24 protein-coding genes are annotated in these 20,788 nt (G+C 45.1%); 20 read left to right on the plus strand and 4 right to left on the minus strand.

Annotation, left to right across the window (positions count from 1 at the left end):
• Positions 1-19: 19 nt before the first annotated feature.
• Positions 20-814, minus strand: a complete 795-nt coding sequence (locus NOM72_RS07605) for a spermine/spermidine synthase domain-containing protein (protein ID WP_255998540.1) — start codon at positions 812-814, stop codon at positions 20-22.
• Positions 815-857: 43 nt separating this feature from the next.
• Here NOM72_RS07605 and NOM72_RS07610 point away from each other — a divergent pair, with 43 nt between their 5' ends.
• On the plus strand, positions 858-1,613 hold the full coding sequence (locus NOM72_RS07610) for a carotenoid biosynthesis protein (protein ID WP_035397665.1): 756 nt from the start codon (positions 858-860) through the stop codon (positions 1,611-1,613).
• Here NOM72_RS07610 and NOM72_RS07615 read toward each other — a convergent pair.
• The gene (locus NOM72_RS07615; protein WP_255998542.1) at positions 1,588-2,178 is read right to left on the minus strand and encodes a TetR/AcrR family transcriptional regulator; all 591 of its coding nucleotides are present in this window, start codon (positions 2,176-2,178) and stop codon (positions 1,588-1,590) included. The genes NOM72_RS07610 and NOM72_RS07615 overlap by 26 nt on opposite strands.
• A gap of 627 nt (positions 2,179-2,805) precedes the next feature.
• Positions 2,806-3,030 carry a transposase gene (locus tag NOM72_RS16210; RefSeq protein WP_483298313.1) on the minus strand — a complete coding sequence of 75 codons (225 nt, stop codon included), beginning with the start codon at positions 3,028-3,030 and terminating at the stop codon, positions 2,806-2,808.
• Between the two features lie 411 nt (positions 3,031-3,441).
• Here NOM72_RS16210 and NOM72_RS07620 point away from each other — a divergent pair, with 411 nt between their 5' ends.
• The 14 genes from NOM72_RS07620 to NOM72_RS07685 all read left to right on the plus strand — a co-directional run bounded on the left by NOM72_RS07620 (position 3,442) and on the right by NOM72_RS07685 (position 15,735).
• Positions 3,442-7,170, plus strand: coding sequence for an ABC transporter permease (locus NOM72_RS07620; RefSeq protein ID WP_255998543.1), 3,729 nt, complete (start codon positions 3,442-3,444; stop codon positions 7,168-7,170).
• A gap of 166 nt (positions 7,171-7,336) precedes the next feature.
• Positions 7,337-8,230: a DMT family transporter gene (locus NOM72_RS07625; protein WP_133208668.1), complete on the plus strand. Its 894-nt coding sequence runs from the start codon at positions 7,337-7,339 to the stop codon at positions 8,228-8,230.
• A gap of 28 nt (positions 8,231-8,258) precedes the next feature.
• Positions 8,259-8,729, plus strand: a complete 471-nt coding sequence (locus NOM72_RS07630) for a DUF7878 domain-containing protein (protein ID WP_255998544.1) — start codon at positions 8,259-8,261, stop codon at positions 8,727-8,729.
• A gap of 20 nt (positions 8,730-8,749) precedes the next feature.
• Positions 8,750-9,001 (plus strand): DUF787 family protein, encoded by a 252-nt coding sequence (locus NOM72_RS07635; protein WP_255998545.1) that lies wholly within the window; start codon positions 8,750-8,752, stop codon positions 8,999-9,001.
• 54 nt (positions 9,002-9,055) lie between these two features.
• Positions 9,056-9,268, plus strand: coding sequence for a hypothetical protein (locus NOM72_RS07640; RefSeq protein WP_255998546.1), 213 nt, complete (start codon positions 9,056-9,058; stop codon positions 9,266-9,268).
• Between the two features lie 232 nt (positions 9,269-9,500).
• Positions 9,501-10,379 (plus strand): NmrA family NAD(P)-binding protein, encoded by an 879-nt coding sequence (locus tag NOM72_RS07645; RefSeq protein ID WP_255998547.1) that lies wholly within the window; start codon positions 9,501-9,503, stop codon positions 10,377-10,379.
• Between the two features lie 316 nt (positions 10,380-10,695).
• Positions 10,696-11,115: an RrF2 family transcriptional regulator gene (locus NOM72_RS07650; protein WP_255998549.1), complete on the plus strand. Its 420-nt coding sequence runs from the start codon at positions 10,696-10,698 to the stop codon at positions 11,113-11,115.
• Positions 11,116-11,168: 53 nt separating this feature from the next.
• Positions 11,169-12,023, plus strand: coding sequence for an NmrA family NAD(P)-binding protein (locus NOM72_RS07655; protein ID WP_255998551.1), 855 nt, complete (start codon positions 11,169-11,171; stop codon positions 12,021-12,023).
• Between the two features lie 234 nt (positions 12,024-12,257).
• Positions 12,258-12,683, plus strand: a complete 426-nt coding sequence (locus tag NOM72_RS07660) for a hypothetical protein (protein ID WP_255998553.1) — start codon at positions 12,258-12,260, stop codon at positions 12,681-12,683.
• 30 nt (positions 12,684-12,713) lie between these two features.
• A complete protein-coding gene (locus tag NOM72_RS07665; RefSeq protein WP_255998555.1) occupies positions 12,714-12,995 on the plus strand; it encodes a hypothetical protein in 282 nt (93 codons plus the stop codon).
• An 18-nt stretch (positions 12,996-13,013) separates the two neighbouring features.
• Positions 13,014-13,352: a hypothetical protein gene (locus NOM72_RS07670; protein ID WP_255998557.1), complete on the plus strand. Its 339-nt coding sequence runs from the start codon at positions 13,014-13,016 to the stop codon at positions 13,350-13,352.
• A 37-nt stretch (positions 13,353-13,389) separates the two neighbouring features.
• Positions 13,390-14,565, plus strand: a complete 1,176-nt coding sequence (locus NOM72_RS07675) for a hypothetical protein (RefSeq protein ID WP_255998559.1) — start codon at positions 13,390-13,392, stop codon at positions 14,563-14,565.
• A 209-nt stretch (positions 14,566-14,774) separates the two neighbouring features.
• On the plus strand, positions 14,775-15,227 hold the full coding sequence (locus tag NOM72_RS07680) for a GNAT family N-acetyltransferase (RefSeq protein ID WP_255998561.1): 453 nt from the start codon (positions 14,775-14,777) through the stop codon (positions 15,225-15,227).
• 163 nt (positions 15,228-15,390) lie between these two features.
• Positions 15,391-15,735, plus strand: coding sequence for a hypothetical protein (locus NOM72_RS07685; RefSeq protein WP_035397684.1), 345 nt, complete (start codon positions 15,391-15,393; stop codon positions 15,733-15,735).
• A gap of 99 nt (positions 15,736-15,834) precedes the next feature.
• Here the strand turns inward: NOM72_RS07685 and NOM72_RS07690 are convergent, their stop codons facing one another.
• A complete protein-coding gene (locus NOM72_RS07690; protein ID WP_255998563.1) occupies positions 15,835-16,551 on the minus strand; it encodes a GntR family transcriptional regulator in 717 nt (238 codons plus the stop codon).
• A gap of 173 nt (positions 16,552-16,724) precedes the next feature.
• Between NOM72_RS07690 and NOM72_RS07695 the strand changes: the two genes are divergently transcribed.
• From NOM72_RS07695 to chbG, 5 genes are read left to right on the plus strand one after another with little or no spacing between them, the layout of a single operon-like run.
• Positions 16,725-18,047: a 6-phospho-beta-glucosidase gene (locus tag NOM72_RS07695; RefSeq protein WP_255998565.1), complete on the plus strand. Its 1,323-nt coding sequence runs from the start codon at positions 16,725-16,727 to the stop codon at positions 18,045-18,047.
• Positions 18,044-19,363, plus strand: a complete 1,320-nt coding sequence (gene celB, locus NOM72_RS07700) for a PTS cellobiose transporter subunit IIC (protein WP_174316231.1) — start codon at positions 18,044-18,046, stop codon at positions 19,361-19,363. Before NOM72_RS07695 ends, celB begins: the two co-directional genes overlap by 4 nt.
• 29 nt (positions 19,364-19,392) lie before the next feature.
• Positions 19,393-19,692 carry a PTS sugar transporter subunit IIA gene (locus NOM72_RS07705; RefSeq protein WP_029341536.1) on the plus strand — a complete coding sequence of 100 codons (300 nt, stop codon included), beginning with the start codon at positions 19,393-19,395 and terminating at the stop codon, positions 19,690-19,692.
• Positions 19,689-19,991, plus strand: coding sequence for a PTS sugar transporter subunit IIB (locus NOM72_RS07710; protein ID WP_047390543.1), 303 nt, complete (start codon positions 19,689-19,691; stop codon positions 19,989-19,991). Before NOM72_RS07705 ends, NOM72_RS07710 begins: the two co-directional genes overlap by 4 nt.
• Positions 19,984-20,676: a chitin disaccharide deacetylase gene (gene chbG / locus NOM72_RS07715; protein WP_255998569.1), complete on the plus strand. Its 693-nt coding sequence runs from the start codon at positions 19,984-19,986 to the stop codon at positions 20,674-20,676. Before NOM72_RS07710 ends, chbG begins: the two co-directional genes overlap by 8 nt.
• The last annotated feature ends 112 nt before the right edge of the window (positions 20,677-20,788 follow it).

Here is a 20,788-nt window from a genome sequence, read left to right on the forward strand (position 1 = left end):
GAGGCAGGATTCTTACGCTTCACGAGGACCTTGTCTCTTTTATATAACGGGGTAAAACAAATGCTGCCTCATGGGTCATTGCATCAAAATACTTGGTTTCGACTGCGACACCTCGCGTGACTCGTGTTTGAATGATTCCTGCATTTGTTCCAATACGGAAAAGAGCAATCCCGCCTGGAAAAGTCGGCACATAGGATAGATAATCTTCAAACTGATTCCCTTTTTGCCTCATTAATCGATTTATCTCCTCGTATCGTTTTGATTCAAACATCGGATGAGGAAGAATCATGTTCCACAATCCATCAGATCGTAGCGCCGGTAAGAAACGTCGTAACATATCATTACAACTCGCAGCAGAATAATTTCTCGGTAAATCAAAAACGATGATGTCATAGTGGTCCGTGCATGCCACACTTTCAAGTCGTCTAATGAAATGTGATGCAATCGTATCCGTTTTAAACCACTCATCGTAATGACGTGCGATTGACTCGTCAAGCACGACATGATCGACTTGCTGAAGGTCAGAATGTTTCAAAACCTGATGATACAGCAATTTCCGCGCATTACCAATCAACAAGACTCGTTTCGGATTCGGATGAGCGTATAAGATGACATGAACGAGCATTTCGTAGTAGGCAAAAGCATCGCGTTCCGATGTAACAAGTGTCCGATCGAGCATCATTAGACGATTGAATTGACTACTCTCATAGATTTCAATGGACCGTCCTTTGTTCTCTTCAGCATTAAGGATATTCTGTGCATGGAATAAGTGTCCATAATATGCTGTATGTTCATTGGTTACCCGTCTAATCATTCAATCTCCTCATTTCCAATACTTCAATAGGTGGTGGCAACTAATGGATTGTTTTCATCAATATTTATGGAAATTTTTCGTCATCTGGTTCTCAATCGGTCTCGTATTGGTAGGGTTTTCTTTACTTCCCTCATGGCTAGAGTGGGCAAATGCTGTCTTCTTATTTCTTTCAGGCACATATGCCGCATTCTATTTATGGCATGTGTTGCCAAAAGCACGCTTCATTATTCCATTGATTTTTTTTGGATCGATTCTTATAGAGTCCATCGGAACGAAAACTGGTTTCTTGTTCGGTAAATATATCTACACGACGGAGTTCGGACCTCTCTGGCTTGGTGTACCTATCACTATGGGACCCGCATGGTTATCTGTAATCGGAGCTAGTTACGCCTTCTCCAAACTTTTTTTTATCCGATACAATACACTTTTACTCGTTCCTCTTTTGACAGTCTGGTTAGATTTAGCGATAGATCCTGTCGCTTCGCTAAATCAATATTGGGTTTGGCAGGATCCGGGAATATATTACGACATTCCTTTTCAAAACTTTTTGGGTTGGTACATCACTGCTCTCTTTTTCAGTTTATTCATCGCTAAGTACGAAGAACCTGCAACGAATCTTCAGCTCGAGCGAAACAATCAAAAGTTGTTTTTAATGCTACATGTGTTATTTGGAGTAACCGCATGGACAAGTGGTCTGCATGGCGTTCTTTTTGTGACCTGTTCTGCCATTCTTATATATCTTGCTTACTATTCACGTTATAAAAAACGTACGTTTAATCAATCAGTAGATTTTCCTTGACGAACGCATGTATGAATAGATCAAGCGCTGCTGACTTGCGTTGATTAAAACGTTTTGGACTATCGTATAAACACCCGACAATCAATCCATCAAACAATGTCAAATAATGAAGAGCACATGCTTCAGGTGATGAGGTCGACGTCAACTGTTCCATACGTTCCTTAAATAACGCGATGAACCGTTCCTCTAGATACGAGATGAATTGCTCCGTTCCTGCTTCAATCCGAGTTTTGAACTGTTCAGGTGCATAAAAAGCAAATCTATAGAAAAATGTCATATCATCATCCGATAGATGTCGCGACAAGTATTCTTCAACAAACGTTGGTAACAGTGTATTTAAGTGATTCGCTCCGTGACGACTGATCCACATATCGATATACGCGATTTCATTTTTTAAAGCCTCATCATAAATCTCTAAGAAGAGAGCGTCTTTACTCGTAAAGTGAGAATAGATGGATTGTTTTTTCATAGCACATTCAGTACCAATCGTTGATAACGTCGTTGCTTCAAATCCTTTTTTAGCAAATTGTCTCAAAGCAACTTGCATGATCGTTTGTCTTGTCATGATGATCCTCCTTATTTAACTGACGACCGTTCGTAAGGAAAAATAACAAAAAAAGAAAGATATGTCAATTCATTTTCATTAATGTACAACGAATGTTGAAGCGTATCGCATAAGCGATACGCTCAGATTGTAGACAAACCCTCATTTCGTAATTGAAATGAGGGTTTGTTGTATGTAATGGAGACTAATATATGAATAAGACACGGATAAGCGAATTGCTTCTCACGTTCCCCCTTCACGTAATAGCCACTCTCCGGATCTGTCGTACTCTCCTTTATCTGACGTTCTTCAACACTCTTCGTCTTGGGGGTGAAGGGCTTTTTTACATGCAAGATCCAATCCTCATTGACTTCTTGATCTAATTCGTCTTTGTACTGTTGGGCAGCACGTCAAACGAGCTTTTTCTTGAACTTCCATTTGTTTGCGTTAGCCTTGATGTGGTTGGTGGTTGGAGTCGATAAAGAGGACCGAAGGGTCCACGAATCCAGCTTCGACCCCTTGGTGAGGACACGATAAAAAATACTCTCTAAGACGTCCGTACCCTGAAAGCGACGGACGTAATTCTTCCCGAATATAGAGAAATGGGGTACCTTCTCATCCAGCCCAAGACTTAAAACCAATGGTACGCTACGTTAGTATCGATTTCTTTGAAGGTACGTCGCATGGAAGGAATACCGTGAAGAAGCGCATCTTGATTAACAGGACGGGGTCGATGCTGGATCTGCCGGTGTTTTCGCTATACAATTTCTCGATGGCACGATAGATGAAGTCGACATCGATCACCGCATCGATTTTACGATCAAACTGGTCCTGCGGACCAGTTGTTCCAATGTGATGGTGACATGCTCTGATCGATGATGGTACCTCTCTTACCCATCATTGGAAGTCCTCTTCCTTCTTCGTTTCTACTTTTCAAATCCGGAAGAAAGAGGAGAGAAGCGTTTTGTTCACTCGAAATCGCTTCCTAGGGAAAACAAGCAGGAGCGACCCTGCAACGAAGTGAAGCGACGCGATGCTTGTCCCAGGAAAACGATTCGAGAGGAACAAAAAGCGCATGTCTTCAGTCTGAGCGTATCACATAAGCGATACGCTCTTTTAAAAAACTTAAAACACTCGATTTTCAATTAACAGATTTTTTAGTCAATTCACTATAATTTGTATATAATGGAAATATAAAAAAGAAATATATGGATATGTACATAAGTGATAATTAGGTCACATTGTACGATTTTCCTTAAATCAAACGAAAGCGAGGAATAGTACATGCTGAGATTCATCTGGAATTCCTGGTGGCGCAACAAGGAGCGGTTCATCTTACTCCTCGTCGGCGTCCTGATCGTCAGTACCGGACTAAGTTATTTAATTGGTACGACGCAAGCCAACAACGGAACGGTCGTTGATGAACTACAAAAACGCTGGGGCTCATCGTACGATATCGTCGTCCGTCCGGAAGGCAGCCGGAGTGTGACGGAAGACTTGAACCTGCTTGAACCGAATTATATGAGCGGACTCGACGGTGGGATCACCCGCAAGCAGTACGAGACGATCAAACAGATTACTGATGTTGAGGTCGCAGCACCAATTGCGATGATCGGGAACTATTATACGGATGCTGTGAAGGATACCTACAACTTCAAGGAACCAGGCATTTATAAGATTTCATATAAAGATATGCAAGATACTGGACTAAAAAAAGAAACAGAGTCTATGTCGTTCTTTGCCGGAGCAGGATGGTCCCCTCCTGAGAGTGACGGATTGAATCGAGATATTTCACCGCAAGAACTAGGCGAGTTTCCCATCTACGGTTACGGGAGTGCAGTGATGCTTGCCGGGATTGATCCGGAAGCAGAAGCACAACTCGTTGGACTCGATCAGGCAACCAAAAAGGCAACGCATAGTCGTTATTTCACGAAAGAAGATACTGTCAACGATTATGGTGACGGTGTCTGGGATATCCCATTGATCATGAACAGTCAGGAGTACGTCAATGCTTCGCGGACCTATCGCTACGAAAAAGTCGATATCCCGCTCGTTAAAGACTCAATGACTGAAACGGTTCGCAGTATCATGAAAAAAGGTGGCGAATCTTATCTCAAGACGCTTCCTGTTAAAGACACGAAGGAATACTTTATTTCGACAGAGCAAGCATCAAAGCAACTTATTAAGAACATTCTCGAAGATAAGGTCCCGGAAAATGCAAATGGTGGCTTTGACTGGATGTATCTAAAACCATCGTCCGTCGAGTATCAAACGATTGCTAGCCCCTTTGCCAAACGTTGGCCATTTACTTATCAAGTAACGCCTCAAGAGGTTGCAAAAGAAGTTCTGATTTCGAAACGATCGATGTATCGAAAAGCTCGTGTCTTCGGTGACGGTACGGGTAACCTTGATAAAGTACCGAAAATGCATTTGAACTACATTGGCGTCTTTGATCCAAAAAAATTGAACATCTCGAAGGATCCACTGACGGAACTGCCGATGGAGACCTACTTCCCGGCGAAAGCGCAATGGGTCATGGACAAGAATGAAAAACCGGTCAATCCAGTCCGGGAAGTCAAACCGACGAACGATCCGTATGACTTCTTAACGAAACCACCATCGATGCTGACGACGCTTGACGCCGCCTTTAAGTTACGTGGTGATAAAGCCATTTCTGCCATTCGTGTCAACGTCAAAGGTGTCGAGACGATGAACGCGACGAGTGAGAAAAAGTTGAAAGCTGTTGCTCAAGAGATCGAGGACAAGACCGGTTTAATCACCGACGTCACGCTCGGCTCCTCGCCACAGCTCGCGCTGACATACCTCCCTGGATTAAAAGGAGAATCGGCACTCGGTTGGATCCAGCAACCGTGGATCAAACTCGGTTCATCGATGGCCATCTTCCAGGAAGCGAAAGTCGGGATGAGCGGTATCATCGCCAGTGTCATCGCTGTCGCACTCGTCTATGTCTTTAGTTCAAATATCATCTTGCTCTATGCTCGCAAGAAAGAATTCGCAATCTTACTGTCGCTCGGTTGGCGTCCACGTCAGCTCTCGAAGCTTCTGTTCCTAGAAGCAACGTTACTCGGCACACTCGTCGCCTTGATTTCTTGGACAATCCTCGGTTCGTTCTGGCTAACGACGGATCATCCGATTGCCTTATCACGGATCATCTTGATCGGACTTGCTGGTCTATTGATTTACTGGGGCGGTACGCTCGTTCCGATGACGCTCATCCGCCGGATTCAACCATTCGAGAGTATGCGCTCTGGTGAAGTCTCAAAAGGACGACGCTTCGTCCGGGCACAAAGTGTCCTCGGAATGAGTATCAATCAGCTGGCGACGTATTGGCAACGGACGATCCTTTCGACGATCGCGATTGCCTTGCCGACGAGTCTGTTCATTTTCTTCCTGTTCATCACCTTCCGACTGAAAGGTGTCCTGTATGCGACATGGCTCGGCGAATACGTTGCACTCGAAGTCGGCACGATGCATTATGTCGCAATGGGTGTCGCTTTACTCATCGCTATCCTGACGACGACGGAGATCATGTGGCAGAACGTCAACGAACGGAAGAGTCAGCTCGCTGTCTTAAAAGCGACCGGCTGGCGGAACGGTCAAATCCGGACGCTCGTTTTAAGCGAAGGACTGATGACGGGACTGTTCGCTGGAATCATCGGCTTACTGATCGCTCTTGCGATGATCGGCTTCGTCTATAACCAGTTCCCAACAGGTGAGCTCGGCTTCTTGAGTGTTATGTTGTTGATTCCTGCCATCACGGGAGTTCTCGGTGCCCTCTTACCCGCTCAACGCGCCGTCAGCATTACACCAAATGCTGCGATTGGAAGTGTCGCAACGAATACGAAAGCGACGGAACGACGTTTCCGACTCGCCTTATCCGCAGTTGGTGGTGCCCTTGTCGTTGGTGTCGCTTCCCTATTCTTCTTTGCTACGACAGAAGAAGGACCTGCGTCCACGAAACCGGTACAAACAGTTGCACCAACGGTCAAGACGACAGGAACGAAATTGGCAGATGTAAAAGACAAGAAAAAGAAAACGTCCTCTACGAAAAAAGTCAATTCGAGCAAGCTCGATCAACTAATGAATCGTGGAGTCGTTCAAACCTATCCGGGAGATCCTAAAACAAAAAGCAATATTTTCCATGTTGATAAACTTCTCCTATCACCTCCAAAGGAGTTGAAATTACCAACTCTTGATGATGAACAATATGTTACCGTTCCCGTCATCCTTGAGAACTACAAGGATAAAGACGCAGATGGCGGATATGGTATTTATAAGCCAAATCTATTCACGTTAGAGGATACAAGCGGTAATGTATACGAAGCTGTCGATTATGAGAACCGGAACCCAGACGCTTGGAAGGACGGCTATCGCTATTTCCCACCTTTCGTTTCTCGCGTCGATCTTGTGTTCCGTGTTCCAAGTGATAAAAATACGTATGTGCTTCTCGCGACAAGCGAAGCCATTGCGAAGCCGACGACCGTCAAAATCGAAGTCGATGCTGTTAATGCTGCATCAACCGCTGAGAAGACCGGACAAAAGAACAAGTCAAAGAAAACGAATACAGACGCCATCGAAGAACTGATGAATAAAGGTGGTCTTCAGACTTATGCTGGTGATAAAAATTTAATGAAAGAACGTGGATTCATGGTCAGTTCGGCGAAACGTGTTCCACTTAAGAATCTTCCGAAAGATAAACAAGCCGTATCTGTCAGACTTGAGATGCAGGTAAAGGGTGAAGATTCAGCTGACTCTTATATCGACTATAAACCCTCTTCTTTCCCATTGATTGATCGTCACAAGAAAATCTACACGCCAGAAGAGACGATTAACCTAAACAAAAAAGCCTATTCAGAAAGCTTAGGTTACTACGCTCCCTTACACTCCAAAATTGATGTCATCTATGTGGTACCGAAGACTGAAAACACCTTCGTCATGAACGTAAAAACAGGCTTCACCGGTTTTCTCTACACCGTTAAAATCAAATTATGATTGATACTTCTATCTATTAGATCGCTGACTGTCATATGACGGTCAGTGATTTTTTGTTTATGCTGACAGATGATTTTTACTGAAATCGTTTGTTACACTTCCATTTTTGTTAAGATGATAGATAGGAAAAGAATTGGAAATAAAAATACTTAAACGAGGCTTTACTATGACATATTTCATGTATCTATTTTGTTTGATCGTCTGGGGACTGAACTTCATTGCTGTCAAAATCCAAGGAACACCTGTCGCCTTGGAAGTATCCCTGACCTATCGATTAGCGATGACCGCTGTTCTTTTCATCCTATTCGCGTTGCTCGTTAAACGAACGAACAAACCTACCGCGACGGACATGCCTTTCATCGTCGTATTCGGTGTCTGTAACTTCGCGCTTAGTTACTTATGTCTCTATTACGCGACGATGTTAAGCTCTGCTGCGATCGTGACATTGATTTTCTCACTCAAGGTCATTCTGACACCAATCGCTCTGCGCTTGTTTTTAAAAGAGACCCTCCATGCGCGCGTTTGGATTGGCGGATGTTTTGGTATCATCGGCGTCGGTGTCCTGATTGTTCCGAGTCTAGGTAGCATCCATGGACTGACCGATTTAAAAGGTGTCTTGATTGCTCTAGTCGGCACGCTATTGACGTCAGTAGGTGACGCCAGTTCAGCGCGGAACGCCAAGCAACGAATCAATCCGGTTCATGCCAATGCGATCGGATTCACTGTCGCGAGTTTAGTGATGGGCGCAATCGTCATGATTCAAGGAACACCGCTTACGCTCCCGACAACCGTTACCTATCTTTCTGCCTTACTGTATTTAACTTTGATTGCATCGTTTCTTGCCTGGCTGTTTTATTTGAAACTCGTCGAACGGATCGGTGGTGCGAAGAGCGGCTATATGGTAGCACTATTCCCGTTGATAGGCGGTGTTGCTTCCGTATTGATCGGTGAATCGACGCTATCTCTTCCTTTAATCATCGGGTGTCTATTTAGTTGCATCGGGGCTTCGATTGCTCTAGGGATTCGTCCGTTTCGGCAACGAAATAAAGTATTCAGCTAATGTCAATTCATGAACCGGAGTGATGAACATGTCTTCTCAAATCATATGTACGTATGATTTTTTAAATTCACCGAACGCTATTTCAAATGCTTCAGCAAGGGACATCCCCACCATTCTGTCGATTGAAGCGAATGTCAAAATCATCATTGATCATGCACTATATCTCGAAACATCGTTATCCATCTTCGAGTTTTATAAATCGTTGTATCGGTGGAAAAGATCGGTGACGCCTTCATTCATTCCTGCCTTTTCTTATTATTCGGTGGAGTTTGACCATGATGAAGAAGGGGCAATCGTATCGATGATCCCTTATGCTGATCAAGGAAGGATTCAATCGATTTGGGGCGATGAACGGATGAACACTGTTTTTCCTCTCGACACCTTAGTGACATGCTTGTCTGATTTAGAAAGGCAACTGCGATTCGATCTTGAAGCGTACTTCGACATTCAGCTGGATGCCTTCATCCGTCACATTCCCTATTCGTCATCAAAACTTTAATAGAATGAGGAGAATTCTATATGCTTGATTTATCTCGGTTCCAGATCGAGCTTGATATCAGGAAGCCAACACCCTATTTTCAGTCAACACCAGAACGCCGTATCCGCTTTTTAATGGAAGACCTAAATGCCTCGCAGTTGAAAGAAATTCTTCAGACGATTTTTCAAGAAGACAGATCCATCCACCTTCTATTCGTTGCTGCGTACATTCATCGTTTTCGTCGTTATTCAGCAAAGGCACGAGTAGGCTCGTCGATCACGATTCGAAACTGAAAAGAGTATATCGTGGAAGATGAAGGAGCTCATAAAGGTGTCGTCTATGCGCATGTGAAACATATAGAGCTCAATGAAATCATTTCCTATTGCACAAAAGTCTATCGAGGGCACACATCAGCTTACATCGTCTTTCATGATTCGGATTTCCTTTTGTATGTGTCGACGGATGTAGTGGATGTTATTGGCGATGCGACTGCGATTAAGTCACTCAAGGAAACATACGCGCAAATTTACGATAGCCTTCACGACAAGTACGTCGAGTAATATTCATAATAAACCTAGATATGTAAACATAAGTATTAATAATTAATTTTTTGAATATTAAGGTTCATATATTGAATAAATGGAATACTTAATTATGTTTTTAGCAGGAACTATCATCTATCCGGTATTTGAAAGATAATTAGGGTATTATATAACTAATACAAGTATTTTATTTACCACTTTCCAACATCAATGATGCCTCGTTCATCTAAGAGAGGAAAGGAATTTTCCCATGATTTTCATTACGGACTTTTCTTCACCGATCGGGCAGCTCGTCAGCCAACGTATGCGCACGGAAGAACAGCCTTTTTGCATCGGGGTATCCGATCCACAAGCCGCTTCCGAATTATATGGAGAGCATTTTGACTTTCGTCGATTCGATGTCCAGGATGCCTCGACGTTCGTAGAAGCACTCGCAGGATGCGATCAAATCTTTCTCGAATTTCCTGCAAACGCGGACTTGGAGACATTCGAATATTTTATTCATTATCTCAGACAGACTGCCCTGCAACACATCGTCTACCTCTCAAGCAAAGACGCTCTATCCCTCCCATTCACGCCACATCATCGTATTGAAGTCGTCATTTGCCAAACCGACATTCCCTACACGATCATTCGTCCTAGCTACTACATGCAGCATTTAAACATGTTCATGCGAGATATGTTACGAGATCATGCACACCTCTTCGCACCGGCAGGAATTGGTAAGACGTGCATGATTGATGCCCGTGACGTAGCGACCGTCGTGATGACGTGTCTTGAAAACCCAGCCACTCACTTCAATAAAATCTATACGATCAGCGGTGAAGCGGCTTACAATTTTTACGAAGTCGCCCGGCTTCTCGGAGAAGAACTTGAAACAGAAATCATGTATACGAACCCGTCGATTGATTTTTTCCGGTCCTTTATGATGCAACATGGATTGTCTTACGAAGAAACCAATGAAATCATCAAACTTCATGTGCCGATCTTATTAGGTCTAGCGGATGAGACGGATAACCACTTTCTAGAACTAATTGGTGAACGACCGATCACCCTTCGGCAATATATAAAAGACCATCTATCCGATTGGGTAAATGAAGAGGAGGGCAAAGCATATGATTACTCATGAACGAGCGCTGTTCGTTCGTCAATGCATCGTCGATTATTATCACCGGCTCGGCATTCATTGTCAGGTGACAATATTCACAGAGTACCCATTGCAATTGTTGCTCGACTTCGACTCTCGAAGAGATGAACTGATTACGCCTCAACGGCGAAGCCTCTCCTGTCGGTACATTCGCGCACACCTCATTTCTGCTTTAATCACTTTCGATGATTCCTACACGCATGTTTACATGACGAAAGCGCCCTTTTCCTCCATGACGCGATATTGTCTTTTGATTGTCTAATATCATCGTCAGTCAAAATTGAAAGGAGATGCGGTCGTGCGGTTGAAACGTGCTACGGAACACGGCTTACTGACATTACTTTTTTTGGAACACACCTCAAAATCGATGACACGAAGAGGAGAATACGTAAAGACGAGAGACATTTCGCTTCAATGTAACATCTCGTACGAGCATCTCACGAAAATCATTTCAATTTTAGGAAAAGCAGGTCTTTTACGAACCCATGCTGGACGAGAAGGCGGTGTTCAACTTCTCCCATTGAGTCATACTGTCCGGGTCGGAGATGTCGTCGCGTTATTCGAACGTCCGCTTTTACCGGGAACGCGTTATCAGGTACGTGCGTTAGATCAACTATTAGATGTTGCACTGATTTCATTCTTTAATACGCTCAATCAAGTTACGATAAAGCAATTAGCGGACGATTTACCACCTCACTTTTTCTTAGACATATCATGATTTACTTCTCATCAAACAGCAGTTCAGTCAAGTGTACAGGAAGGACGTTACACATGACGATTTTAGTAACAGGATTCACAGGAAACGTTGGACTAGCCGTCGGCCATGCAATGATGAAGCGACATATTCCCTTTCATGCGGCTGTCATCGATCCAGCAGCTGCTTCAGAGAAATTCGGCAATGCTTTTCACTATCGTCACCTGGACTACGCCGATATCTCAACGTTTTCACAAGCGTTAAAAGGCGTCGATCAACTCTTTTTGATGTATCCGTCCCAAGTATCAACACGACAGTTCCATCTCTTTCTGCGCTATTTGCGCTTCACCTCAGTCCGGCACATTGTTTATCTCTCGTTCAAAGATGTTCCAGTCTTTCCGCTGACACCTCACCATACAATCGAAAAGATCATTCAAGAGACCGGCATCCCGTTTACGATCATCCGTCCCGGATACTACATGCAAAATTTGAATCTCTTCATGCGTGATGACATCCGTTTTCACGAGCAGATCGTTACGCCAGCTGGTCTTGGGAAGACAAGCATGATCGACATCCGCGATATCGCGACGTTCGTCATCCATTGCCTCGAACATCCTGCTCCCCATTTCAATCGTGTCTATACGTTGCATGGCGAGGAAGTTTTCGGTTTCCATGAGGTCGCAAGTCTGATGACGCTACTCCTAGGAAAGACGATCCGTTACACGAACCCTTCGATTCCATTCTTCCAAATGAAGATGGTTCAAAAAGGATATCCGAAAAGCTACGTCAATGAAGTCATCATGTTACACCTCCCGATTAGTCTTGGACTCACGAAACGAACAAATAGTCAGTTCCGCGAGGTGACTGGTACCGAGCTGATTCCCCTAAGTCAATATATTCTCGATTATCAAGCCCACTGGGAGAAACATTGATTCCTCTATTCTTCGTAAAAGGAAAATGACTTCCTCAAAACCTAGTCGTCTCAAAGAGACACGTGTGCCTCATTCATAATCCCTTCATCCATTTGAAGGGATTTGATAGTTTATTGTGGAAAATGATTCTATATGTAGATTCTTTTGCATGATATATGATTTGATTGATTTTAATTTCCGATTTAACACTATTATTTATTCAATAAAGGAGGAGCTGGTATCCTTAAATTCATTTTGATTGGCTCACTACTTGCCGTGATTGCTTTTTTTATCTATTTTGAGCCATTCCGTATTGAACCCTATGACCCAAACGTCGAAGTAAACGGTAAAGCGATTCCAACTGTTCAAGGTTCTTATTGCTGGTCCAGTTTATTCAGTGCTCAATGTGCGGACATGATCTATGTCGATGCGCTACACATGACTGAAAAAAGTAAACCTGTCATCGTCTCACCCTCTGACAAAATTCATCTCTCGTTTGATCGTAAACCCGATACGCTCGAAGTCGTACGCTGGGATTCGAAAACGAAAAGTGAACAGGTTTCATTAAAAAACGACATTCTTATCGCACCTTCTTCTCAAGTTACGTATACCTATGAGGTCGTTGCCGGATGGAACGAACATGGTGACGGTCTATCCGCCTTTTTGATTCAAGTCCGATGAACCCCCCACTCAAACAGGAGATGAATAATAATGCGTAAAGGTTTTCGACTCTGGCTACCCTTGCTCTCACTTGTTGTCTGTCTGTTCAATGCCTTCGGCTACGACGACAAAAATATCTTGTTGTTTCTGACGAGCCCTGTTTTCTGGCTTCTTGAATTACGATCCTTTCTTGGAACATGGCTAGATTCCTTCCATGTCCCACTTTTTCTGATCTACATCCTGACCTTGATCAGTTGGTTCTTGATCGGCTTACTGATTGATGTCATTCTTTCTGTTTTGTTTAGAAGATCGTCTAGACGCATCCATGATTAACTGAGGAGGAAAATACATATGGGTCCAACCAATGACATGTGGGTGTGGGTACTTTCCTACGCATTCTTTTTCATCACACTTATCAGTGCAATTTTTGTCGCGATCAAGCATCCATCTTTGAGAAAAGCATCGATTCGAGCGATGTTAGCCATGCTTATTCTGTGTGCATTATTCATTTGGAACTCCATGTACCGTCTTGACATTACAGAGTTCAGACATTTTTACGAAGGATTGACGACACTGCGACCGTGGGCATGGATGTGTGTCTTCTTATTCGCCTACACATTAAAGTGGTGGTATCTCGTATTTCTTCACACCCGTCGTCCGAGTCCCTCTTCACATGATATGCAGCAATGAACTACATTTCTGAAAACCTTTAAAGGAGCTATCCGATATGAAATTACATCGATTCGCATCCGTTTTTTGTCTTTCGACCATCGTTTGGACGACAGCGGGTTGTACCATGATGGAAGAACAAGCAACACCGCATGTAGCACAAAAAAATGTCGCATCACCTGAACAAGTGAACACTTCTTTGAAGAAAGCAACGACCGACTCCAAGAACCAACAAGCGATCGAATTAGAGAAGCAAACGGAGCGCGTCACGTTAGGTCCAACGAAAACGTACGACCTTTCTTCCTTATTAAGCAAATACCGTATCTCGATCGATCCACAGTATGCTTATCAAAACCAGATGTTTTTCTTGGATCTACAAGAAAATAAGAGCACCATTTATACATACGATACGAAACGACAACACAACAAAATCGTCCATGCGACGAAGCATGCAATCCCGATGGTGACGGGTACAGGTGCGGTTTTACTATGGATCGAAACGGAACAGCCGACAAAGACCGGTGTGAAATGGTCGATTCGTCAATGGAAGATTACGACGAATCAGATGACGACGCTTGATACTGGAGAAAGTCGCTTTGATACGTCCCCTCCGATAATCGATGTCACGTCAACTCGGGTTTCCTGGATCACGCAAGAAGCGACTGCAAAAAAAACGGTCTCCACGATAAAAACGTATTCGTTAAAAACCGGAAAGATCACGCCACTCCAGTCCTTCATCTTAAAAACAGGAAAGGTACGAGACGGTCTATTCACATACGAGCACCGCGATAGCGATGACGGCGTGACCTTATTCACGTCTCACTTTAACAACGGAAAGAACGTCCGTGTGCTTGAGACGCTGGATGGTGCCTACAAAAAAGAGATATCCGGATTAATTGATTTCAGTCGCAGCGGTACCTATCTCGCTCTTGGAACAGAAGGCGACGCCATATTCCACCCAATCGGATTGGACGAACAGACGCTGAACTATTCTGCTTCAAGTGCCCAGACGACGATCGACGGCATTCAGTTCCTCTCAAATACACAAGTCATCTTCCGCGAAGGCATCCATCAGTTGATGTATGCGGACTTAAAAGCGAAGACCGTCGCTCCTTTAACAGACTTCGAAGAGTTGGTATCTCTTCCTCTACTGCAAGATGGGAAACTCACTTACTCCATCACGAACCGGAAAAAATCTACCTTGCATGTCGTAAAGCTCCTCCCGTCTAATTAAACGATCATGATCTTAATCTAACGAAAGAAAGTCGTTTTCCGGTACTCTGTACGGATGACGACTTTTTTCTTAAATGTTCTTTTGTACTCTTAAGAAGAACGGAGGCTCACAAGTTCTTACATAACGCTGCTATATCAACTATTGAGACAATAGAGTGAAACTGACTTCTAAGTCAAACGCATACAAATACATCTATGAGGAGAGAGAATATGAACATCCGACAATTATCCGTCCATGAAAATCCACCGATGGAGCTCTTGCTAGCAGCGGACCCGTCTCAAAAGTTAGTCGAAAGCTATGTAAAAAGAGGTCATTGTTTCGTCGCTGAAAGCAATGATCAATGGATTGGTGTATATATACTTCTCCCGACAAAGCCCCAAACGATTGAAATCGTAAATATTGCAGTAGATGAGTCGCATCAAGGACAAGGTATCGGAAAAGATCTTTTACGACATGCGATTAGCACAGCGAAAACACTGGGGTATACGACCATTGAAATCGGAACGGGCAATTCAAGCATTGGACAGCTAGCACTTTACCAAAAATGTGGATTCAGAATCGTTGAAGTCGATCTGAACTTCTTCTTGAGACACTATGAAGAGGAAATCATCGAAAACGGGATCCGGTGCATGGATATGATTCGGTTATCGCAAAATATATAAGAATTTCAGCATTCTTTTCGAAAAGTATATTCCGCTATCTCGCAGTAGAGCTCGAACGATTGTAGAAGAAACATCCTGAGGCTCTTGACGTTAAATAGGATTGCAAAAAATGGATTCATCCTCCATAATATGAACATACGTTCTTATTATAAGGAGGTCCATCATGCAGCACCTTCAAAAAGAAATGACTCATCCGTTGTCGTTATCCACTATGAATCCGCTTATTTGCCTCTCCATCGATTCATCCATTATTGATTCTTCCGTTTCTACGGCTTATAAAATGGAAGTCATGTTATTCATCGCTTTACGGGAGAGATTATCCTTAAAACTGCTTCCTCCCCATCATTCCGGTGGCATTACAGAACTTGTCTACATAGAAGAAGTCGACTTCGAGAGTCGACAGTTGACGCTCTTTCATATGAACGATTCGTCATTGTCCTATCATCGCTACGTCGAAAACGATTATTTACTCTCCCAACAGCCTCAACTATTACTTAGCATGATGTAAGTTGAAACAAAATGATGACATCAAAAGAGGTTGAATCCATTCCGATGCGTGAATGGATTCAACCTCTTTTCGCGCTTCTCAACAACAGCGCTATTCCATTTAACGATACGAACGTTCAATCACGAAGTTTGTCTTATCCCCGCGGAAGTAGGATCGTGAATACTCGATGATTCGACCTTCCTGATCCTCCGTTACTGTTTCGATGTAGAAACATGGCGCATTGACTGGACATTTCAGATGACTACTGATCGCTTCATCGGCAAGGACGATTTCGAGTGACTCCGTCGTTTTCGCTACCTGAATGTCGAAAAATTTTGCTAATGTATCGAACAACGAATGCTCCGCTTGTTCCTTCGTGATCCCTGGTGCAATCGACCACGGGATATATGAGATCTCATATTGTGTCGGTTCACCGTCAGCATGACGAATCCGTTCAATTTTCTGGATGGGTGCTTGTTCTTTTACAGGGAAGACTTCCGTCAAGACGTCGGTCGCTGAGACGACGGATAATTGTATCAACGACACCTCGCCCCGCTTTCCCTGCACCGCTAACTGAGCGGCGTAATTGTTCGGTGTATGCGACAAGGTCTGCCGAACTTTTTTACCGGCGACGAACGTCCCACGCCCTTGCTGTCGAATCAGATACCCTTCAAGCGTCAACTGGTTCAACGCACCTCGAACGGTCGTCCTACTGACATCAAATTCCTCACAAAGTACATACTCGGTCGGGAACTTCTTCCCTTCTTCGTAATAGCCTCTCTTGATTCGCGACAGTAACTCTTCCTTGATTGCCGTCTGTAACGTCGATTGCGACATACCCCCACCTCTTCCTCTAGTCCTTTGTGCCTTTATTGTGATACAGACATCATACAAATGCAAATACAAATCATAATTTGTTTTATTTGTATTTTTATATTGCCCTAAGTTGTATTATTTGTTACATTTGTTACAACAAAAAGAAATCGCTTTCATGAGGAGGAATTCACAACATGCCACTCAAGGTTGTCATCATCGGTGGAGGCTCCAGCTATACACCGGAAATCATCGAAGGTTTCATCTTGCGTCACCATTCCTTTCCGGTCGACGAGGTCGTACTTGTCGATATCGAAGACGGAAAAGAGAAGCTCGAAACCGTTGGCAAACTCGCACAACGGATGATTGACAAGTCTAACGTGAAGATCGCACTTCGTTGGACACTCGATCGAAGAGAAGCGCTCCGCGGAGCCGACTTCGTTTCGACGCAAATTCGGGTCGGTGGTCTTGCGGCACGTGCGCTTGACGAGCGCATTCCACTGAAGCACGGCTTCATCGGTCAAGAGACGAATGGCGCTGGCGGTATGTTCAAGGCGTTCCGGACGATTCCCGTCTTACTTGAGCTCGCTGACGAGATGGCTGAACTTTGCCCCGACGCCTGGTTGATTAATTTCACGAATCCTGCGGGGATCGTGACCGAGGCACTTTTAAAACACTCCAAGCATCAGAAGGTGATCGGTGTCTGCAACATCCCGTTCAATATGCGTAATTCCGTCGCTGAAATCCTGCAAGCCCCCGTCGAGCACGTCTCGATCGAATTTATAGGGTTAAATCACTTCATCTTTGGTCGACAGGTCACGGTGAATGGTGTCGATCGGACAGAAGATGTACTCATTGCGTTGCATCATGGAAACGACTACTCGCCAGCGAATATCGTTGGACTTGGCTGGTCCGACTCATTCCTGAATTCACTCAAACTGTTGCCGAACCCCTACCATCAATATTATTTCCAAACGCGTGACGTACTCGCAAAAGATCGACAAGCTTACGAAGAGAACGGGACACGCGCTGAAGTCGTCCAAGAAGTCGAGCGCCGACTGTTCGAGCAATACCGAGACGTATCGCTCGATGTAAAACCGAAGGAGCTTGAGCAACGCGGTGGAGCCTACTACTCGGATGCAGCGTGTAACTTAATGGACTCGCTCTATAACGACCGTGGTGATATCCAAACCGTCAATACGCTGAATCAAGGAACGATCCGTGACTTACCGGAAGATGCGGTCATCGAGGTCAACGCCGTCATCACAAAAGCCGGACCGCGACCTCTGTCGATCGGTAGCTTACCACTCCACGTGCGTGGACTGATCACGAACTTAAAGACATTCGAGCAACTGACGATTCAAGCCGCCATCTCCGGGAAGTACGAGGATGCTTACCTCGCTGCCCTGATGAACCCATTGATCCAAGACGAAAAACGAATCGACGCTTTACTTGAAGAGCTGTTTCGCGCGCATCACCTGTACTTACCCCAATTCCAACTTAAGGAGGTTCTCTCATGAACAAATTCATTGAAATCGCCGGACGGATCGGTTCCCAGCGCCATCTCGTCGCCATCCGTGACGGGTTCGTCTCCGTCATGCCGCTCATCATCGTCGGTTCGCTCGCGATTCTAATCAATAACTTCCCTGCCATCCAGCTCGGCAGCTGGTCGCTCGACTTCGTCGGCTCGATGAACAACGCTTTTGGTGAAGGCAGTTGGCAACGGCTCGGTGGAAACATTTGGAATGCATCCTTCGCGATCCTCGGCTTACTAGTCGCTTTCTCGATTGCCTATAACTTGGCACGGTCCTACGATATCGACGGTCTTGCCGCTGGTATCCTGTCGATCGCATCTTACGTCATGCTTGTTCCGGTCACGAAGGACTGGGGACTTAGCTTCGCTTGGCTCGGCGCACAAGGCTTATTCGTCGCCATCATCGTCTCGCTCCTCGTGACGGAAGCGTTCCGCCTTCTCATTCATACGAAGCTGACGATCCGGATGCCGGACGGTGTGCCCGGTGGTGTCACCCGATCGTTCCAAGCATTGATTCCTTCAATGATCATCTTGACGGTCGTTGCTGCGATCCAGTTGTTCATTCAAGTAAAACTCGAGCTCAGCATCTTCGAAGTCATCTTCAAGGCAATCCAGCAACCGCTTCAAGGTTTCGGAGATTCGCTCGCTGCCGGTCTGATCATCGCTCTGTTGAACCATGTCCTCTGGTTCTTCGGATTACACGGCACGAACATCATCGGTTCGGTCATCGAGCCGATCTACCTGCCGCTGATCGAACAGAACTTAGCTGCATTTCAAGCTGGCGCCTCCGCCTATGACGTCCCGTACACGGTAACGAAACCGTTCCTCGATGCGTTCGTCTTCATGGGTGGCTCTGGTACGACGTTGTCACTACTACTTGCCATCTTCATCGTCGTCCGGAAACAACGCAATCATCCCTATCATCAAGTCGCTAAGCTATCAGCACCCGCCGGTCTGTTCAACATCAACGAACCGGTCATCTTCGGCATGCCGATCGTGCTCAATCCGGTCATGCTGATTCCGTTCATCCTCGCACCGGTCGTCTTGACGGTCGTCTCGTATATCGCACTATCAACCGGGATGGTTCCAAAGACGGTCGCCATCGTACCATGGACGACACCACCGATCATCAGCGGGTATCTCGTCACCGGTGGTAGCATCCGCGGTGTTCTACTTCAGATGTTCAACTTGACGCTCGCGACGTTGATTTACATCCCGTTCGTCGTAGCAGGAGCACGCGCCATGACTGCCGAAATCAATCGAAACAAAGACAGCATCCACGAAGGAGAGAAAATCAGTTGAAGACAGAATCAATCCAACAACTATCGTTCATGATCATCTTACATGCCGGAAATGCACGCTCGAGTGCTTTTGAGGCGATTGCTGCTGCCAAACGCAGTGACGAAGCACTTGTCCAAGCGAAACTCGAGGAAGCAGAGACTTCGTTTCTTGAGGCACACAAACTTCAAACGGAACTTTTGCAAGAAGAAGCACGAGGAACGAGCAACGAGATGAGTGTCCTACTTGTCCACGCTCAAGATCATCTGATGACGGCGATGACGGTCAAGGAACTGGCGACCGAGATGATTGACATGATCACTAAAATCAATCGACTGGAGGAAACGAAATGAATATCTTACTCGTCTGCTCAGCAGGCATGTCCACTTCAATCTTAGTAGAAAAAATGCGGACGGAAGCCGTAGCACGAGGGCTTGACGCAACGATCGAAGCAGTACCCGAATCGCGACTAAAGGAACATACGACGATGGACGTCATCTTGATCGGTCCGCAAGTTCGCTACCTCGAGAATAAAATCCGTACAGCAGTTAACGTGCCGGTTGCTGTGATTGACAACATGGCATACGGGTTGATGAAGGGCGATCAAGTGCTTGATCAAGCACTCTCGCTGACTGGCACGGCACATGCCTAAGACGCGTGTAATCGTCAATGCTGATGATTTCGGTTTGACGACGGGTGTTAACCAAGGCATCATCGAGAGTCATCTTTACGGTCCCGTCAATTCGACGACGCTGATGATGAACGGACATGCGGTCGAAGAAGCTGTTCGACTTTCTCAGCAACACCCGGACCTGCATGTCGGCGTACATCTCGTGCTCTCTTGGGGAAAACCGCTCGCTTCGACAAGTCAGTCGTTAACGAAGGAGGACGGAACGTTCCGCTTCACGAGTCGCTTTTTGAAAGAAGAGCCACCGGATCCTAAAGACGTCTACCTAGAATGGAAAGCCCAGATTGAAGCTTTTCTTGCTACCGGGCTGTCGCTGCATCACTTAGACAGTCACCATCATATCCATGGCTGGTCCGCGATCGACTCTGTCATCGTCGAGCTCGCTAATGAATATCAAACGACGTTCCGTGCTGCGAAGAACGAGAAGCACCGGGATCTCTGGCTGACGAACCGCTTCGATGATCGGTTTTATGGAGAGGGCGTTTCGTTTGCGACACTTGATTCAATCTCACCCGGTTCATCCGTTGAGGTCATGGTGCACCCTGCCAACATGGATGCGCTACTTCCAAGCGTCACGTCTTATGTGAATCAGCGACTCGTCGAGAAAGATCTTTTAACGAGATATACTCCACCGGATTGGTGGACATGAAAAAACATCCCTACTACCTTGACGAACCGAGGAGTAGGGATGTTGTCATTTTCTTTATGAAACGTTGTAATAAGAAATTGCGACTTTTTTTAGAATTAATTTTACATATATA

The sequence above is a fragment of the Exiguobacterium sp. LL15 genome (genome assembly GCF_024436095.1).
Classification (GTDB): Bacteria; Bacillota; Bacilli; order Exiguobacteriales; family Exiguobacteriaceae; genus Exiguobacterium_A; species Exiguobacterium_A indicum.

What these genes read in the sequence shown, in the direction of transcription:
- NOM72_RS07605 (WP_255998540.1), bottom strand. Translation starts at nt 814, where the DNA reads ATGATTAGACGGGTAACCAATGAACATACAGCATATTATGGACACTTA.
- NOM72_RS07610 (WP_035397665.1), top strand. Translation starts at nt 858, where the DNA reads ATGGATTGTTTTCATCAATATTTATGGAAATTTTTCGTCATCTGGTTC.
- NOM72_RS07615 (WP_255998542.1), bottom strand. Translation starts at nt 2,178, where the DNA reads ATGACAAGACAAACGATCATGCAAGTTGCTTTGAGACAATTTGCTAAA.
- NOM72_RS07620 (WP_255998543.1), top strand. Translation starts at nt 3,442, where the DNA reads ATGCTGAGATTCATCTGGAATTCCTGGTGGCGCAACAAGGAGCGGTTC.
- NOM72_RS07625 (WP_133208668.1), top strand. Translation starts at nt 7,337, where the DNA reads ATGACATATTTCATGTATCTATTTTGTTTGATCGTCTGGGGACTGAAC.
- NOM72_RS07630 (WP_255998544.1), top strand. Translation starts at nt 8,259, where the DNA reads ATGTCTTCTCAAATCATATGTACGTATGATTTTTTAAATTCACCGAAC.
- NOM72_RS07635 (WP_255998545.1), top strand. Translation starts at nt 8,750, where the DNA reads ATGCTTGATTTATCTCGGTTCCAGATCGAGCTTGATATCAGGAAGCCA.
- NOM72_RS07645 (WP_255998547.1), top strand. Translation starts at nt 9,501, where the DNA reads ATGATTTTCATTACGGACTTTTCTTCACCGATCGGGCAGCTCGTCAGC.
- NOM72_RS07655 (WP_255998551.1), top strand. Translation starts at nt 11,169, where the DNA reads ATGACGATTTTAGTAACAGGATTCACAGGAAACGTTGGACTAGCCGTC.
- NOM72_RS07665 (WP_255998555.1), top strand. Translation starts at nt 12,714, where the DNA reads ATGCGTAAAGGTTTTCGACTCTGGCTACCCTTGCTCTCACTTGTTGTC.
- NOM72_RS07670 (WP_255998557.1), top strand. Translation starts at nt 13,014, where the DNA reads ATGGGTCCAACCAATGACATGTGGGTGTGGGTACTTTCCTACGCATTC.
- NOM72_RS07675 (WP_255998559.1), top strand. Translation starts at nt 13,390, where the DNA reads ATGAAATTACATCGATTCGCATCCGTTTTTTGTCTTTCGACCATCGTT.
- NOM72_RS07680 (WP_255998561.1), top strand. Translation starts at nt 14,775, where the DNA reads ATGAACATCCGACAATTATCCGTCCATGAAAATCCACCGATGGAGCTC.
- NOM72_RS07685 (WP_035397684.1), top strand. Translation starts at nt 15,391, where the DNA reads ATGCAGCACCTTCAAAAAGAAATGACTCATCCGTTGTCGTTATCCACT.
- NOM72_RS07690 (WP_255998563.1), bottom strand. Translation starts at nt 16,551, where the DNA reads ATGTCGCAATCGACGTTACAGACGGCAATCAAGGAAGAGTTACTGTCG.
- NOM72_RS07695 (WP_255998565.1), top strand. Translation starts at nt 16,725, where the DNA reads ATGCCACTCAAGGTTGTCATCATCGGTGGAGGCTCCAGCTATACACCG.
- celB (WP_174316231.1), top strand. Translation starts at nt 18,044, where the DNA reads ATGAACAAATTCATTGAAATCGCCGGACGGATCGGTTCCCAGCGCCAT.
- NOM72_RS07705 (WP_029341536.1), top strand. Translation starts at nt 19,393, where the DNA reads ATGATCATCTTACATGCCGGAAATGCACGCTCGAGTGCTTTTGAGGCG.
- NOM72_RS07710 (WP_047390543.1), top strand. Translation starts at nt 19,689, where the DNA reads ATGAATATCTTACTCGTCTGCTCAGCAGGCATGTCCACTTCAATCTTA.
- chbG (WP_255998569.1), top strand. Translation starts at nt 19,984, where the DNA reads ATGCCTAAGACGCGTGTAATCGTCAATGCTGATGATTTCGGTTTGACG.